Genomic DNA, 14,657 nt, shown 5'->3' on the forward strand with positions numbered 1-14,657 from the left:
GAACTACTGCGCTGCGACGGCGTCTTCGAGAAGCTGTTTCACGCGTTCCACGACGTCCGACCAGTCCGAAAAGCGGGTCTGGCGGACGATTGTCATCTGCGGATACCAGGGCGTATCGTCGCGCCCGTGCAGCCAGCGCCAGCAGTTGTTGACGCGGTCCATCATGATGACGGGCTTGCCAAGTCCTCCCGCCAGATGAACGGCTGATGTATCTACCGAGACGATGGTGTCGAGGTTCACCATCAGGGCTGCCGTGTCGTCCATTGTGTGACATTCGGGCATGAAATTGATCAGCTCACCCGGAAAATCGGGGATCTGCTCGGCCGGACGATCTTTCTGCAGGGAATAAAAACTTGCACCTTCGATATCCGCCAGCGGGGCAAGTGCGGAAAGTGGCAGGGAACGCTGGCGATCCACCATCAGGGCCGCCGTATCCTCGGGACGCGCCGCGCCAGCCCAGACCAGACCAACCCTGAACTTGCGGTCATCCTGAAGACGCTGGCGCCACATCTCGGCTTTTTGGCGGTCCGCGCTGAGATAGGGAACGGGGGCTCCCATTGCGTCTGGCGTACCGGAAAAGGCGCGGGGCAGGCTGATGAACGGGCAGTGATAGTCGTATTCGGGTGTTGTGCCGCCAAACTGGACTTCCGCAGCACCTGTCACACGCTCGCAGATTGCAGCCAGTGTTTCCGTGCCCCAGATATGGACGATGGCGCCTGTCCGGGCGAGGGGCGGAATGTAGCGCAGATACATCAGTGTATCGCCCAGACCCTCTTCCTGCGTGACGAGGACGCGCTTGCCCTTGAGATCCAGCGATGGAGAAATATTGGGCAGCAGGCGGTCCAGCGGCATACTGGTGTGGCCTGGTAATCCGAAACGCCATTCATGCTCGGCCCAGCCCTGCGCCATGCGGCCGCTTTTGAGCATGGTGATGGAATGGTTCAGCCGGAGCCTTGGGTCACCCGGCGCCATCGGGACCGCCTTGCGGTAAAGATTGGCGGCTTCTTCCATCCGGCCCACATTGCTGAGAATGCAGGCCATATTGCAAAGTGGCTCCCAGTCATCCGGGTCGCTTTCGCACAGTCCGGCCATGACAGAGAGCGCGCTTTCGAAGCGGCCTGTTTCCGTCAGGAGAAGAGCAAGAAGGTTGAGCGTGCCGCGGTTATTGGGATGCTGCTGGAGGCTCTGGCGCAGCAGGAGTTCTGCCTCGTCGAAGCGGCCAAGCTGGATCAGCACGGTCGCCTCCGCATCCATCAGGCGCGCATCCTGTGGCATTCTTCTGCGACAGATTTCAAGTAAGGGAAGCAGGTCGTCCCGTCGGCGCAGGCGGACGGCTTCATCCAGCAGCAGAGTGATCGCGTGCGGGCCGGAATTTGTGCTGGCCTTCTCAAGCTCCTCTGCACAGTCCTCATAACGGTGAAGGTGGAACAGGGCGCGGGCGCGGACATAATGGAGTGCCGGGATATCCAGGACTTCTTCGGAAGCGGGGCCGGCGAGAGCGAGAGCCTGCGCAGGGTCTTTGCGATTCAGGGCATCCTGGGCCTGAGCCAGACGGTCGGCTGGGCTGTTCTGTTCCGCTCCAGTTGTTGAAGCCGGATCATCAAGGGCTGGTCTGTCCAGACTGGCAGACATACGGATCTCCTAGTCCGAGGCCGTCGATGTCATGTCCTGAAGGGCCTCCAGAATACTTGCTAGCGTATAAGGCTTGGAGATGAAACGGTCCCGTGCGGGATCGCCGGATGTCTCATCGCGTCGCAGATCGCCGTGGCCGCTGATATAGATAACTGGAAGGTTCGGCCATCGTTCGCGGGCCGGATTGACGAGGCTCATGCCGTCCCCGTCCGGGAGAGTCATGTCAGCCACGAGGGCATCAAGCCGGGGCTCCGCGCCGATAATAGCACGGGCCTCGGTGCAGTTGTCTGCTTCCCTCACCGTAAGGCCGCTATCCAGCAGGAACTCTGCCAGACAGGTTCGGATGAGGAAATCATCTTCGATCAGCAGAACGGTAAGGGAAGGGACCATAGGGTTTATGAGGACCAGTTCTTTTCAAAATCGCCATAAAGCGTCAGACCGCCATCGACATACAGGGTCTGGCCCGTGATGTAGGTGCTGTCCTCGGCGGCAAGGAAGGTGATGGCGTCCGCGATTTCGCGGCTTTCACCCGGGCGCTTCATCGGGATATGGCTTGCAACAGCCTTGTACTGTTCGGGATCGTTGACCCAGGACATGTTGATCGGCGTCACAATGGCTCCCGGAGCCACGGCGTTCACGCGGATGCCACGGCCGGCATATTCGAGCGCCAGCGTACGGACGATGTTGCCGACGGCACCCTTGGACGCGGAATAGCCCAGATAATGCGGCTTGGGGATGATCTGGTGAACGGAGGAGTTCACGATGATCGTGCCCTTGATGCCATTCTCCAGCCAGTAGCGGATGACTTCGCGACAGGGCAGCATCACGCCGGTCACGTTGACGGCCATCATGCCCTCGAAATCTTCGAGCTTGATGTCCTCGGACGGCGAGGGGATCTGATAGCCTGCATTGCAGACCAGCACGTCCAGGCCACCCATGACCTTGATGCTCTCGGCAACCAGGCGCTTGACGTCTTCTTCCTTGGAAATGTCACCCGTGGCGATCGGGTGTTCTCCGCCAGAGACCTTGGGAAGCTTCTCGCGGACTGCGATCAGCTTGTCTTCCTTGCGGCCGTTAAGGGCGACCTGCGCACCTTCTTCGGCAAAACGAAGCGCTGTGGCCTCTCCAATTCCCTGGGACGCCCCGGTGACGAGGACTTTTTTGCCGGCGAAACGGTCTTTGTAAGGGGCAGGCATGTGGCCTCACCTCTCCTTGTGAACTGCAGGTTTGAAAATGTGGTTTGAAACACATCGGTGAACGGGATCTTCCTCGCCAACGCAGAAGACCCCGTCCGGGATGCGAAGAAAACCACATTACAGGTCCATATTGGAGAAGTGAGCAGTTTTCAAATGGCGCTTCAGGCGGCCTTCATGGTCTTGGTCAGGTTTTCGAGAACCTGTGCCGGGTCGACATTTTCCAGAACCGCGACTTCAGCAACGAAACGTTCCTGTGCAGCTTCGAACAGCTTGCGCTCGGAGAAACTGCCATCAAGGCTGTCGACGTTGCGGCGCAGGTCACGCAGAACTTCGGCAATCTGGATCAGGTCACCGGAGTTGATCTTTTCCTGATAGGCCACGGCGCGACGGGCCCACATGCCCTTGCTGACATGCGGCTTGCCCTTGATGACGGTCATTGCCTTGTCGACGATGTCACGCGTGACGATCTTGCGCAGGCCGGCCTTGCGGGCCTTGGCCAGCGGGATGCGCAGGGTCATCTGGTTGCCGGGGAACGAGATCTGGATCATTTCGATCGAGGTGTCGGCGACTTCGACCATGCCGATCTTGTCCACGCGCCCGACGCCATGGGCGGCGTAGACAATGGAGTCACCTTCGCGGAAGGGGTCGGTCTCGTGGTCCGGATCGGTCTGACGGGCCGTGTTGTTGGCGGCGACACGAGCCATTTCATCGGTCATGCCGCCCTTCTGGGGGCTTTTGAACGTGTTCATAGCCGCAGGTTATAGCAGAAAAACCCCCTCCTGTCTTGCCCGTTCGCAGGAGGGGTGCCCTGTGGCGCGCTATGCCGTCAGGGCTGCACGCCGTGGATCGGCTGGATGGGGTCGGGCGGCGTATCGCCAATCGGTTGCAGGAGGTCGCGTTCGATCGTGCGGGCCATCGTCAGCATGGGCAGGGCGTGGACGCTCTTCTTGAAGGGTTCCTGAAGGTCGCGGCCGCTGCGATCGAGCATCTGGAACAGCATGCCAATGATGCTGGAGCCCAGCGGCGTGATCCAGCCGAGCGTCTGCACCGCCGAAAGGGGCAGGATGATGCAGAACAGATGCGTCGCAATCTCCGGCAGCATGGAATACTGCGCGGGGAGAGGCGTGTTCCTGATCCGCTCCAGTCCGCCCTGCGCGTTGGCGATGTCGGACAGGATGCGGTCCACCGTACCATGCACCGCACCATCGATTCCCTTGAGTTCGACCTCGTCCCGCACGCCCAGACCGATCTGATAGAGCAGCATGTTCGCCGTGTTCGAGCAGGAAAACACCTTCTCGTACATCTCAGGCGTCAGCAGCCTTTTCGTGTCCTCGTTGGGCGGATCGCCCCTCAGCGCTGCGCGCAGGACATGCGGATAGGCGGCCATGGCGCGGGCCAGATCCGGACGTCCGCCCAGAAGGGTTGCGGTTTCACGACCGAATGAGCGGCAGTTATTGGTGATCGCGCCCCAAAGAGTCCGGCCTTCCCACCAGCGGTTATAGGCCGCGTTGTTGCGCATGCTGAGGAAGATTGCGAGCGCCGAGCCCATCAGGGAAATCGGGAGCGACGGCTGTTCCATCCAGTCCTGATGATAGATCTGGAACAGGACGACCACGACGAAGTCCCACAGCGTCAGGATGACCAAAGGTGGCAGGGATTCCCGGAACAGAATGGCCAGTCCATGCGGACGGTTGACGATCAAACGGCTGTCTCCTCGGATGGATGGAAAAGTCCATTCAAAGCCTAGCTGTGAAGTCTGCCGGGGGCCAACAGCAAAGGGTGTCTGTCACTTTACTTTCTTTTGCAGCGATCAGAACCGCCTCTTGCCGCACGCCTGTCCCATACGACACAGTGTCTGCACTTTTGAGAGGAGACTGATGTTATGGACGTGACCGCAGCCATTGCGTTCGAGGCCGGCAGGCCGCTGGAAATCGACACGGTTCAGCTCGAAGGCCCGCGTGACGGGGAAGTGCTGGTCGAGATCATGGCGACCGGGCTGTGCCATACCGACAAGTACACGCTCTCCGGTCAGGATCCTGAAGGCCTGTTTCCGGCCATTCTCGGGCATGAGGGCGCGGGGATCGTCCGTGAGGTCGGGGCTGGAGTAAAGCACCTCAAACCCGGCGATCACGTCATTCCGCTCTATACGCCGGAGTGCCGGGAATGTCCGTCCTGCCTGTCACGCAAGACCAATCTGTGCACGGCCATCCGCAGCACGCAGGGTAAGGGCGTGATGCCGGATGGCACGTCCCGCTTCTCTTATAAAGGTCAGCCGATCCACCATTATATGGGCTGCTCTACGTTCGCGAATTTCACGGTCCTGCCGGAGATCTCGCTGGCGAAAATCCGGCCCGACGCGCCGTTCGACAAGGTCTGCTACATCGGCTGCGGTGTGACGACTGGGATCGGCGCCGTACTGTTCACGGCCAAGGTCGAGCCGGGATCAACGGTTGCGGTGTTCGGGCTGGGTGGCATCGGGCTCAACGTCATTCAGGGTGCCAAAATGGTCGGGGCAAACCGGATTATCGGCATCGACATCAATCCGGGACGCGAGGCCATGGCCCGCAAGTTCGGCATGACCGACTTCGTGAACCCGAAGGATCTCGGACCGGATGGAGACCTCGTCGGCCATCTGATCGAGATGACGGGCGGCGGTGCAGACTACACATTTGAGTGTGTCGGCAATACGACGCTGATGCGTCAGGCGCTGGAGAGCGCGCATCGTGGCTGGGGCGTGTCCTGTGTCATCGGCGTGGCCGGGGCAGGGCAGGAAATCAGCACGCGTCCGTTCCAGCTCGTGACGGGACGCCGCTGGATCGGCTCTGCGTTCGGTGGCGCGCGTGGGCGCACCGACGTGCCGAAGATTGTGGACTGGTACATGGAAGGCCGGATCGACATCGACGATCTCATCACCCACAAGCTCAAGCTCGCTGACATCAATCTGGGCTTCGACATGATGAGCCGCGGTGAAAGCATCCGCACCGTCGTGGAGTATTGAGCATGTCCGACATCGAAGTTCTGGCGCATCACGCCTGTTTTGACGGCTCACTGCGCTTTGTCCGGCACAATTCGCAGGCGCTTGGCGTTCCGGCGACGTTCGGGATCTTTCTTCCGAAAGAAGCTCTGGCGGGGCAGAAAGTCCCCGTCATTCATCTGCTGGCCGGGCTGACCGCGACGCAGGAGACGTTCCTCATCAAGGCCAACGCCATCCGCTTTGCTGCCGAGAATGGCATCGCGCTGGTGGCTCCCGATACGTCCCCGCGCCATACGGGGACAAAAGGTGAGGACGACAGTTACGATCTGGGATCGGGTGCGGGCTTCTATATCAACGCCACGTCCGAGCCCTGGAGCCATCACTACCGGATGGAGACCTATGTCGGGGAAGAGCTGCCCGCGCTGACGGAGCGGCTCTATCCGCTGGATGGTGCCCGGCGCGGTATCATGGGACATTCCATGGGCGGCATGGGGGCACTATTACAGGCGCTGAAATATCCCGATCGCTGGAAGACCGTCTCGGCTTTCGCGCCGATCTGCCATCCGAGCATCGTGCCCTGGGGACAGAAAGCGTTTGATGCGTATTTCGGCGGCGATCCGGCGAAATGGCAGAGCTGCGACCCGACGCTCCTGTTGCGCTCGGGGCATAAGCATCCGTCCACCATTCTCGTGGATCAGGGGCTGATGGACCAGTATCTGGCCGATCTGTGCCCGGATGCGCTGGAGGACGCGGCGAGAGAAGGCAAACAGTCTCTCGAACTCCGTCGTCATGCCGCGTATGACCATTCCTACTGGTTCGTGCAGAGTTTCATCGCCGACCATCTGACCCACCATGCCAAAGGGCTTTCCGCGTGAAGCGTTCCGTTCTTGTCGCTCTTTTCCTGCTGGGAGGCTGTGTCTCGCAGGCTCCAACCGGGCCTTCGATCACGCCCACGGCCCATACCGATTTCCGGCATGACACGCTGGCCCTGACCTGGCAGCCGGGTTTCTGTGCCACGGGCGGTGGATGTGAATGGGACCAGACACATCGCATCTCGATCGGTCTGCACGGGCTTTGGGCGTCCGAACCGCATGCTCTGGAAGCACAGGGCGTGCCGGTGCAGGAATGGTGGTCCAAAGGCTGTGATCTTTATGATCACAACGACACCCCGCCGCAGCTCCTGCCGACAACAGTCGAGGCGCTTCGCGGTGTTGTGCCGCATCTGAAGAAGCCGCTTTACGTACATGAATACACCAAGCATGCGCGCTGCTTTGGCTATGATGCGGATCGCTTCTTCATCACGTCCATGGAAATGCGGGACCGGTTCGCGGCTTCGGCCTTCGGGCTGTGGCTGGCGCAACAGTCCGGATTTCAGGTCAACCGCGATGACATGCTGGCCACCTTCGCACGTCTGATGAACGTCCGGGACAGTCGGGCCCTTCAGGTCCGCTGCGAACCGGCCCATAACGGCCAGATGGTGCTGACACAGCTCTGGTTCACGCTGGACCCGAAGAAGCTCTCGCGCTTCCCGTATGAAGGGGCTTACCTGTCCTCACCGGACGATCAGAATGGCTGCCCGGCCACGTTCCTCGTGCCGGGCTGGACGGCGCCGTCTGCGGCCGATCAGCGGCCGTAAAGCTCTTCGGCGCTGATTTCGGGCTGCGAGGTATCGCGCAGCCCGTCCGGCGTCACCCCGTGATAGAAACAGCTCCGACGACCGGTGTGGCAGGCCACGCCGGTCTGGTCGACGATCATGAGAACGGCGTCCATGTCGCAGTCCAGCCGGGCTTCGATGAGCTTCTGCTGCTGGCCCGAGGTCTCGCCCTTGCGCCAGAGCTTCTGGCGGCTGCGGGACCAGTAGCAGACACGGCCCGTCAGAAGCGTCTCACGCAGGGCATCTGCGTTCATCCAGGCCAGCATCAGCACCACACCATCCGGCGCCTGCGCCAGCGCGGAAATCAGGCCGTGCGCGTCGAACTTCACCTGCGCGATGATGTCATCGACAATGGACGGGGCGGGGGGAACATAGGTCACGAACGCATCTCCTCGGGAAACCAGACGGGCCACGCTACAGAAAGCGGCTGTCCATTGCATGTCAGGTCCGATGCGGACCAGGCGTCACGTCGCAGCATGGCGAGTGCCCGATTGCCATTGCGGGAGCGGATGTCGCCTACTTCGCGCTCGCCGGAAACGATGACGCCGCCTTCGTCGGAGAAAGTGCCCTCCGACAGGACAACCGGGAGCAGGCGGCGCTTGACGAGACCGCGGTAATAGGTGCGGGCGGTGAGTTCCTGCCCCATATAGCAGCCCTTTTTCCAGGACACGCCGTGCAGAAGATCCATGTCGGCTTCGAGCGCCAGCGTCTGCTCGCTCTCGAAATCCATGACGTCGGGCAGGCCAAGCAGGAGGCGGCGTTCGAGAAACGCGGATGGTGTCTCGCCGCTCTGATCCGTTCCGGACACGATGGCCCGCCAGCCTGCACCCTCACAGCGCGGATCGGGCGCGCTGCTGAGGGCATCCGGTGGCACGGAGTGGCTGTCCGCACCGGTTATGACGCGCAGATCCGTCTTCTCGATCTGCACATCTGCACGCAGGCGAAAGCGTGACAGGCGTTTGACGAGCATGTTGGCATGGTCTGCCGCGCAGTCCATCAGGATCCGGTCCGGCGCCTCATACAGGAAGAACTCGCTCAGCCAGCGTCCCTGCGGCGTGAGCAGCGCGCTCCAGACAGCCGTCGCGGGCGTCAGATCCTGGACGTCATTCGTGATGAGGCCCTGAAGAAAGCTGGTCCGGTCCGATCCCGTAAAAGACAGGACGGCGCGGTGGGAGAGAGATCCGTGCATGTATGACACCGCAGTTTCGACGGTTTCCAGCAAAACCACCATGTTGGAAAACTGCCTGACCATAACGGTGAAATCTGCGGGCCGCCATATCTGCCTTGGACCAGCATGCTCAAAAGTCGGTTGGACAGATCATGTAGAAATGATGAATTTCTGATGTAAGCCTCTGTTTCAGATCATGGCTGCGGGTTGCAGTCTGGCAGTACTCGGGGGATATTGCCGTATCGCGGTAGTACGGCCCTGTTCCGCGACCCCGTGCCTGTCCGGAGAGAGAAGACGTTGTCAGCCGCCGAAATCGTGGACCCCACCCAGAGCCCTGCCAGCGACCGCCGCCGGATCTTCCAGATCCTTGGGCCGCTTGTGGGTGTGCTGCTGGTCATCGCCGCGATTACGGGCATCAGTCTTCATAACTACCAGACGACCCGCAGGGGCGCGATTTCGCTCTCCAATGACCTTCTGCGCAGCCAGCAGCGCTATGTGACGCAGGAGGTCAGCGATTATCTCGCCCCGGCCTCCATTGGCGCCCTGATCGCACAGGACATGTTCCGCGATCCGCTGACGAATGCCACGCCCGACACGTTCATGCTCTATGGCCGCTCGATCCTGACGCATACGCCACAGGTAGACAGCTTCTATATCGCGAATGATCAGGGCCAGTTCTGGATGATCACGCGCCACGGTCAGGACGGGTTCGAGCAGACCCATTTCCAGACCGATAATGGCAAGCAGGTCTATCACCACGTCTATACGGACAAGGACGGCAACGTTACGGGCGAAGGCGCAGACCCGGCGGACGGCTATAATGTCGTCACCCGCCCGTGGTTCGCAAAAGCCGTCAAGCATCAGAATGATCCGGAGCGGCAGCTCCACTGGACCGATCCCTACGCCTATATTTCGACGCATCAGTTCATCATCACGGCCTCGCTCGCCTTTGACGGACATGACGGACACAAATCGGTTTTTGCGATCAATATCTCGCTGAACCAGCTGACGTCCTTCCTTAACAAGCTTCAGGTTGGGCGCAGTGGGCAGGCCGTGATCGTGGACATGCACGGTCAGATCATCGCCGGGCACAATGTTGCGGTGGGGCAGGACCCGAAGACTTTCGATCCGGGGAATGTGTTCCTCGATCCCAAGACACAGCCCGTCTTTACCCATGCGCTCAACCGCTTCCGCATCAAGGGGCCGGGCACGGGCGTGGTGCAGGCGCGGGGCAGGAATTACGTCACCATTGCGTCTGAACTGCCTTTCGTGCACCGGCACTGGGTTCTGCTGCTGAATGCCCCGGAGAGCGATTTTGCCGATTTCGCCCAAACGGCGCGGCGGCAGAATATCGGGTTCTCGCTGCTGGTCGTCGGACTGGCGTCCATTCTGGCGCTCGCGCTGGTTGCGCAGGGGCGGCATGTGGAGCGCCTGCGCAAACGGCTTCAGCGAGGACGGGATCAGGTCAGGGCGGAGAATGCCTCGTTACTGGAAATCGCCAGCACGCCGGATCTGTTCGATCCCGCGCATGAAGTGCCGATCCTGACCGAAGCCCTGACGGCCCGGACCAGCGCGCGGCGTGCCAGCCTGTGGCGACTGCTGCCCGATGGGGATCGCCTGCTCTGCGAGGATGCGTTCGATCCCGCGCGTGACGTGCACAGCACGGGTGTCGAGATCAGTCAGCGTGAAAACGGCAAGCTGTTCGAGGCTCTGGAAGAGGGGCATACCCTCTCAATCGCGGATGCGTCGCAGGACGAGCGGACGCAGAATTTCCAGCGCGTCATCATGCGGGCCGTAGGCGCCAATACGCTGCTGTTCCAGCCGGTTCGCAACGCGCACAAGACGGTTGGCGCGATCGTGCTGGAAGATCCGGGCCAGCCGGAGACGATGGAACACATCATCGCCATCGTGGCGTCCATCGTGGCCCTGCGCTTTGCCAAACCGTTTGACGGGGCCGCGGAAGACGGCAAAACCGGCCTTACGGTTCCGGCGGAAAAGCATGACACGCGCTTTGACGAAGGCTTTCTGCTGGCCCCGTCGGATACGACAGCCGGAGAGCCGGTGGCGGCGGGTGTCTATCCGCAGGTCCCGGTCATGGTCATTTCCTTCGTGGACCCTTACGCGCCGGATCGCGACAGCATCGCGCGCGCCATGAACGTCATCCGTGCTCTCAGTCTGGAAATCCAGAAGATCGCGCGCGACAGCGGGCTGTTCTCGGTTCAGGTGGTGAGCAACCGTCTCGTCCTCGTGGGCGGTTGCTCGCAGACGCCAGACCCGTCTGCGGCCGTCCGGCTGGCGGATGCTGCGGTCTCGATCCGCGAAGCCTGCCTGTCCTCGCTGGCCGCGGCGGATCTGGACCCCGTCTTCCGGATTGGCATGGATGTCGGGTCAGTCATGGCCTCCGAACTCGGAGAATCGCCATCGGTCTTCAATATCTGGGGGGATGCGCTCAACGGTGCCGAACTCCTGACCGGCAGCGCGCCGGATGCGGGCACGATCCAGGTCTCCGAGCAGGCCTATATGATCCTGCGTGAACATTTCCTCTTCCGCGCCAGAGGCATGTTCTACCTTCCCAACAGCGGGATCACCCGCAGCTTCATTCTGGCGGGCCGTCGATGAAAATGCTGCGCAATTTCGACCGGATCACGATGGTCCGGAGCATGCTGGTGCATCTGGGATATTTCTCCCGCACGCAGATGCGCTTCACGCTCATGATGATCGGTGCCGGCTGGGGCATCATGCGTGAGGCCACCCGGCTGACGACCTGGCGGCGGACAGTGCGGATCGAGTTCTGGACATCCCTGCATCAGGCTGTGGGTGGCGGGATCCTGAGTACGCTGGTGACGGCGGCGCTGACGGGCTTCGGTATCGTGGCCCAGACCGTCTACTGGCTCGGCTTTGCGGGCATGGCGCAGATGACGGGGTCCATCCTGTCCACGGTGCTGGTGCGTGAGATCGCGCCGGTTCTGGTGGGGGTGATCCTGCTGGGACGCTCCGGGATGTTGATGCTCACCGAACTGGGAACCCTGACGACGGGCGGGCAGATGCGGGCCATGACCGGGATGGGCATTGATCCGTTCATTTCCTTTCTGGTGCCACGCAGTCTGGCCCTGACAATCAGCGGCTTTACGCTCGGTGTCATTTTTAGCGTAACTGCACTTCTGGTTGGCTATGCGGTCTGCCGCGTCGAGGATGCGATTACGATGCCGATCTGGGCGTTTCTGGATCAGGTCGTCAGCAGTGTGAAGCCAATCGACTATTTCGTGATCCCGGCGAAGTTCGTTTTCAGCGGTTATGCCGTGGGCGTCTGCTCGTGCCTGTCGGGCATGGACGTGACGACAGAAGACGATCTGTCGAGCATGATGCCGCGCGGATTTGCACGCGGGATGCTGTCGATCATGGCCATCAACGTGGTCTTCAGTGTGTGTTTCGATGGCTGAACCTGACGACGTTTTTCCGAATTCGCTCGATGCCCGTCTGGAGCTTCTGGATGCGCGGCCGCGCTTTGATGAAAGTGGACTGGTTTCCAGCCGCTATAATCTGCGTCTCAATTCGGGGGAATGTGCCCTGATCGAGTGTCGGGACATGGGGCAGGCGGCCCTGTTTGCGGATATGTGCGTCGGTCTGATCCCGCTCGATGACGGGCATATCCGCTGCATGGGGCTCGACTGGGCCGATCTGGACGAACGGCGCAGCAATGCACTGCGGGGCCGGATTGGTCGCGTGGTGATGACAGGTGGTTGGGTGGATCTTTACGGGACCCATATGAACATCCTGTGGCCACAGCTGCACCATACCCGCACGCCGATCGAAAAGCTTCAGGCCCAGGCGGTGCATCTGGCCGTGCGGCTCGGCCTGCCAGGCCTGCCGGTCGTCCCTCCAAACCGCCTGTCCTCCATGGACAGGCAGCGCGCGGCCTGTGTCCGGTCCATGCTGGGCGAGCCTGCGCTTCTGCTTCTGGAACACCCGATGGAAGGGGCGTCCGTCAGTCTGATGGAGGCGTTCCTGTCTCTTGTGACCGATCTGCGGGACCGGGGATGCGCGGTCGTGTGGATGGCTCCGGATGAAAGCGGGTGGGGGGATTATGCGTCCGACGCCACCATCCGCCTGCGCCTTTATGATGACGGACTGTTTTCGATGCGAGGTTCCTGATGTTTCGCGTACGCCAGACCGAGACCGCCCGTCCGCTCTTTCAGAACCGCTATGCGGATGAATGGGTCGGGCTGCTTGTCCTTGCCGCGATCGTCCTGTTCTCAGTGGCCGTCGTAGAGGCGGGTTTCCTGCGCCAGTGGCTGACGCCGGAAAAGAAACTGCATTTCGTGCTGCCGGAAAGTGGCGTGGCGGGGCTGGCGATCGGCAATGACATCGAGGTCATGGGTGTTCACGCAGGGGAAATCCGTCGCCTCAAGCTCAACGAAACGGGGCGGATGTATGCCGAAGGGGATCTGGACCCGCAGTTCGCCAACTTCATCCGGCAGGACAGCACGGCCATCATTCGCCATCGCTTGATCGTGGCGGGAGCGAGCTATATCGAACTGGGTCGGGGCAAGGGCAAGCCGCTGGACTGGGACTATGCCGTCTTGCAGGCGACGGTTGAAGCCAACCCGGCGGATGTGATTACCCAGACGGTCACGGATCTGCGCAACAAGCTCGTACCGGCCATGAACAACGTCCAGCTCATCACGGCGCAGGTCAACGACATGCTGACCGACATGCGCAAAGGACAGGGAACGATTGGCGGGTTGCTGGTCAAGGATGACGTGCTCGACAAGGCCAATGCTGCGCTGGCTCATCTCGATACGGTCATCGCGGATCTCAGACCCATTGAAAAACAGGCGGGAGGAATCATGACCAAGGCTGACGGCACGATGGCCAATGCCAGGGCCGCGACGGCAAGCCTGCGTCAGAGCATGCCGCAGGTTCAGCAGACCGTGGCCCACGCCAATACGGCGACCGCACAGCTTCCGGCCCTGTTGGCGCAGGCGGAGGCCAGTGCGAGCAGTCTGCGCAAGCTGACGGATCAGTTGCGGGGGCTCTGGCTGCTGGGCGGCGGCGGGGCGAAACAGGAGCCCTCGCGCCGACTGCCGGCGCAGGCGGTGCGGCCATGAATCGGGTTCTCCTGGGATGCACCGCCCTGATGGTCCTGACGCTTGCTGGCTGTTCATCATCGACTGCGACGAAAGGTCCAAAGCCGGACCAGCCTTACGAAGACGCCATGGACACGGGCAAAAGCGTGTATGAGATCGGTCAGGCCTCGCAGGCCGAGGCCCAGTACCGGACAGCCATGGATCGTGCGCTGATGCGGGACGATGCGGCGGGCATCCATGAGGCCGGTTTTAATCTGGCGACCGTCCTGCTGGCGCAGGATCAGCCCCGCAAGGCTTTGCAGAGCCTGAGTACGACAGAGGCCGCACTGAGCCTGCGCAATTTTTCCGATACATCCGATCTGGCCGTGATCCGTGCGGCTGCGCTTTACCGGCTTCATGATACGGTATTCGCGTCGCAGGCCGTGGACCGCGCCCTTCAGTCTTCGGATATGGGCATCCGCGAACGGGCGCTTTACCTGTCGGGGCTGATCGCAGCGGACCTGAGGCAGGACACGGTTCTGGACCGGCGTGTGAACGATCTGGCGGGATTTCATACAACCAGCGCGACAGTTGATCAGCAAGAACTGACAGCCCGCCTGAACCTGCTTCGGAGGCAGCCGGAACTGGCCTATAGCGGAGCGCTATCGGTGGTGAAGAGTCGCCGGGATGCGCTGGATTATCGCGGAATGCGCCGGGCGCTTACACTCGCGGCTGATGCTGCCGAGGCGGCAGGACACCTTCCGCAGGCCACGGCGCTTCGTCAGGAAGAACAGATCAGCAAACAGGTGGCTGTGAAACAGGCCGGGGAAAATGGCGGTGCTGCGGGAGATGCTCCTGCGCCCGGATCAGTCCCGGCCAAAGTTACGGTGCAGGTGCATGGTACGCCTGCCGATCAGTCAGGCCTTGGGGCTGGTGACTGAAAAAGAAAAGGCGTCAGACCCGGATT

At 61.4% G+C, this 14,657-nt stretch carries 15 protein-coding genes; 8 read left to right on the top strand and 7 right to left on the bottom strand.

Going from position 1 to position 14,657, the window contains the following annotated elements:
* Positions 1 to 3 precede the first annotated feature (3 nt).
* The 5 genes from GRO01_RS03490 to GRO01_RS03510 form a co-directional block, all read right to left on the bottom strand.
* Positions 4 to 1,632: a tetratricopeptide repeat protein gene (locus tag GRO01_RS03490; protein WP_083541362.1), complete on the bottom strand. Its 1,629-nt coding sequence runs from the start codon at positions 1,630 to 1,632 to the stop codon at positions 4 to 6.
* Between the two features lie 9 nt (positions 1,633 to 1,641).
* Entirely contained in the window at positions 1,642 to 2,022 is a 381-nt protein-coding gene (locus GRO01_RS03495) for a response regulator (RefSeq protein WP_062509249.1), read from the bottom strand.
* A gap of 5 nt (positions 2,023 to 2,027) precedes the next feature.
* Positions 2,028 to 2,828: an SDR family NAD(P)-dependent oxidoreductase gene (locus tag GRO01_RS03500; RefSeq protein WP_062509247.1), complete on the bottom strand. Its 801-nt coding sequence runs from the start codon at positions 2,826 to 2,828 to the stop codon at positions 2,028 to 2,030.
* Between the two features lie 161 nt (positions 2,829 to 2,989).
* Positions 2,990 to 3,577 carry a CarD family transcriptional regulator gene (locus GRO01_RS03505; RefSeq protein ID WP_062509245.1) on the bottom strand — a complete coding sequence of 196 codons (588 nt, stop codon included), beginning with the start codon at positions 3,575 to 3,577 and terminating at the stop codon, positions 2,990 to 2,992.
* Between the two features lie 77 nt (positions 3,578 to 3,654).
* Positions 3,655 to 4,530, bottom strand: a complete 876-nt coding sequence (locus tag GRO01_RS03510; protein WP_062509243.1) for a bestrophin family protein — start codon at positions 4,528 to 4,530, stop codon at positions 3,655 to 3,657.
* A gap of 180 nt (positions 4,531 to 4,710) precedes the next feature.
* On the opposite strand from GRO01_RS03510, the gene GRO01_RS03515 reads away from it, so the two are divergent.
* Genes GRO01_RS03515 through GRO01_RS03525 form a run of 3 tightly spaced genes read left to right on the top strand, consistent with a single transcriptional unit; the run spans position 4,711 to position 7,438 of the window.
* Entirely contained in the window at positions 4,711 to 5,826 is a 1,116-nt protein-coding gene (locus GRO01_RS03515; RefSeq protein WP_062509241.1) for an S-(hydroxymethyl)glutathione dehydrogenase/class III alcohol dehydrogenase, read from the top strand.
* Positions 5,827 to 5,828: 2 nt separating this feature from the next.
* A complete protein-coding gene (gene fghA / locus GRO01_RS03520; RefSeq protein ID WP_062509238.1) occupies positions 5,829 to 6,677 on the top strand; it encodes an S-formylglutathione hydrolase in 849 nt (282 codons plus the stop codon).
* Positions 6,674 to 7,438 (top strand): ribonuclease T2 family protein, encoded by a 765-nt coding sequence (locus GRO01_RS03525; protein WP_062509235.1) that lies wholly within the window; start codon positions 6,674 to 6,676, stop codon positions 7,436 to 7,438. The genes fghA and GRO01_RS03525 overlap by 4 nt, the downstream gene beginning before the upstream one ends.
* Here GRO01_RS03525 and hisI read toward each other — a convergent pair.
* Together hisI and ygfZ are read right to left on the bottom strand one after the other, a co-directional pair.
* On the bottom strand, positions 7,426 to 7,836 hold the full coding sequence (gene hisI, locus GRO01_RS03530; RefSeq protein WP_062509234.1) for a phosphoribosyl-AMP cyclohydrolase: 411 nt from the start codon (positions 7,834 to 7,836) through the stop codon (positions 7,426 to 7,428). The two genes, GRO01_RS03525 and hisI, sit on opposite strands and share 13 nt — an antisense overlap.
* Positions 7,833 to 8,645 (bottom strand): CAF17-like 4Fe-4S cluster assembly/insertion protein YgfZ, encoded by an 813-nt coding sequence (gene ygfZ, locus GRO01_RS03535; protein WP_062509401.1) that lies wholly within the window; start codon positions 8,643 to 8,645, stop codon positions 7,833 to 7,835. The genes hisI and ygfZ overlap by 4 nt, the downstream gene beginning before the upstream one ends.
* Positions 8,646 to 8,921: 276 nt before the next feature.
* On the opposite strand from ygfZ, the gene GRO01_RS03540 reads away from it, so the two are divergent.
* From GRO01_RS03540 to GRO01_RS03560, 5 genes are read left to right on the top strand one after another with little or no spacing between them, the layout of a single operon-like run.
* Complete coding sequence (locus GRO01_RS03540; protein WP_062509232.1) at positions 8,922 to 11,243, top strand: cache domain-containing protein; 2,322 nt, start codon at positions 8,922 to 8,924, stop codon at positions 11,241 to 11,243.
* Positions 11,240 to 12,064 (top strand): MlaE family ABC transporter permease, encoded by an 825-nt coding sequence (locus tag GRO01_RS03545; RefSeq protein WP_174787395.1) that lies wholly within the window; start codon positions 11,240 to 11,242, stop codon positions 12,062 to 12,064. Before GRO01_RS03540 ends, GRO01_RS03545 begins: the two co-directional genes overlap by 4 nt.
* Complete coding sequence (locus GRO01_RS03550; protein WP_062509227.1) at positions 12,057 to 12,776, top strand: P-loop NTPase family protein; 720 nt, start codon at positions 12,057 to 12,059, stop codon at positions 12,774 to 12,776. Before GRO01_RS03545 ends, GRO01_RS03550 begins: the two co-directional genes overlap by 8 nt.
* Positions 12,776 to 13,732, top strand: a complete 957-nt coding sequence (locus tag GRO01_RS03555) for an MlaD family protein (RefSeq protein WP_062509225.1) — start codon at positions 12,776 to 12,778, stop codon at positions 13,730 to 13,732. Before GRO01_RS03550 ends, GRO01_RS03555 begins: the two co-directional genes overlap by 1 nt.
* A complete protein-coding gene (locus tag GRO01_RS03560; RefSeq protein WP_062509223.1) occupies positions 13,729 to 14,631 on the top strand; it encodes a hypothetical protein in 903 nt (300 codons plus the stop codon). The genes GRO01_RS03555 and GRO01_RS03560 overlap by 4 nt, the downstream gene beginning before the upstream one ends.
* Positions 14,632 to 14,657 lie beyond the last annotated feature (26 nt).

The sequence above is a fragment of the Gluconobacter roseus NBRC 3990 genome (assembly GCF_006538885.1).
GTDB lineage: Bacteria > Pseudomonadota > Alphaproteobacteria > Acetobacterales > Acetobacteraceae > Gluconobacter > Gluconobacter roseus.

Excerpts from the sequence above, each read along its gene's own strand:
- GRO01_RS03490 (WP_083541362.1), bottom strand. The coding sequence starts at position 1,632 with ATGTCTGCCAGTCTGGACAGACCAGCCCTTGATGATCCGGCTTCAACA.
- GRO01_RS03495 (WP_062509249.1), bottom strand. The coding sequence starts at position 2,022 with ATGGTCCCTTCCCTTACCGTTCTGCTGATCGAAGATGATTTCCTCATC.
- GRO01_RS03500 (WP_062509247.1), bottom strand. The coding sequence starts at position 2,828 with ATGCCTGCCCCTTACAAAGACCGTTTCGCCGGCAAAAAAGTCCTCGTC.
- GRO01_RS03505 (WP_062509245.1), bottom strand. The coding sequence starts at position 3,577 with ATGAACACGTTCAAAAGCCCCCAGAAGGGCGGCATGACCGATGAAATG.
- GRO01_RS03515 (WP_062509241.1), top strand. The coding sequence starts at position 4,711 with ATGGACGTGACCGCAGCCATTGCGTTCGAGGCCGGCAGGCCGCTGGAA.
- fghA (WP_062509238.1), top strand. The coding sequence starts at position 5,829 with ATGTCCGACATCGAAGTTCTGGCGCATCACGCCTGTTTTGACGGCTCA.
- ygfZ (WP_062509401.1), bottom strand. The coding sequence starts at position 8,645 with ATGCACGGATCTCTCTCCCACCGCGCCGTCCTGTCTTTTACGGGATCG.
- GRO01_RS03545 (WP_174787395.1), top strand. The coding sequence starts at position 11,240 with ATGAAAATGCTGCGCAATTTCGACCGGATCACGATGGTCCGGAGCATG.
- GRO01_RS03550 (WP_062509227.1), top strand. The coding sequence starts at position 12,057 with ATGGCTGAACCTGACGACGTTTTTCCGAATTCGCTCGATGCCCGTCTG.
- GRO01_RS03555 (WP_062509225.1), top strand. The coding sequence starts at position 12,776 with ATGTTTCGCGTACGCCAGACCGAGACCGCCCGTCCGCTCTTTCAGAAC.
- GRO01_RS03560 (WP_062509223.1), top strand. The coding sequence starts at position 13,729 with ATGAATCGGGTTCTCCTGGGATGCACCGCCCTGATGGTCCTGACGCTT.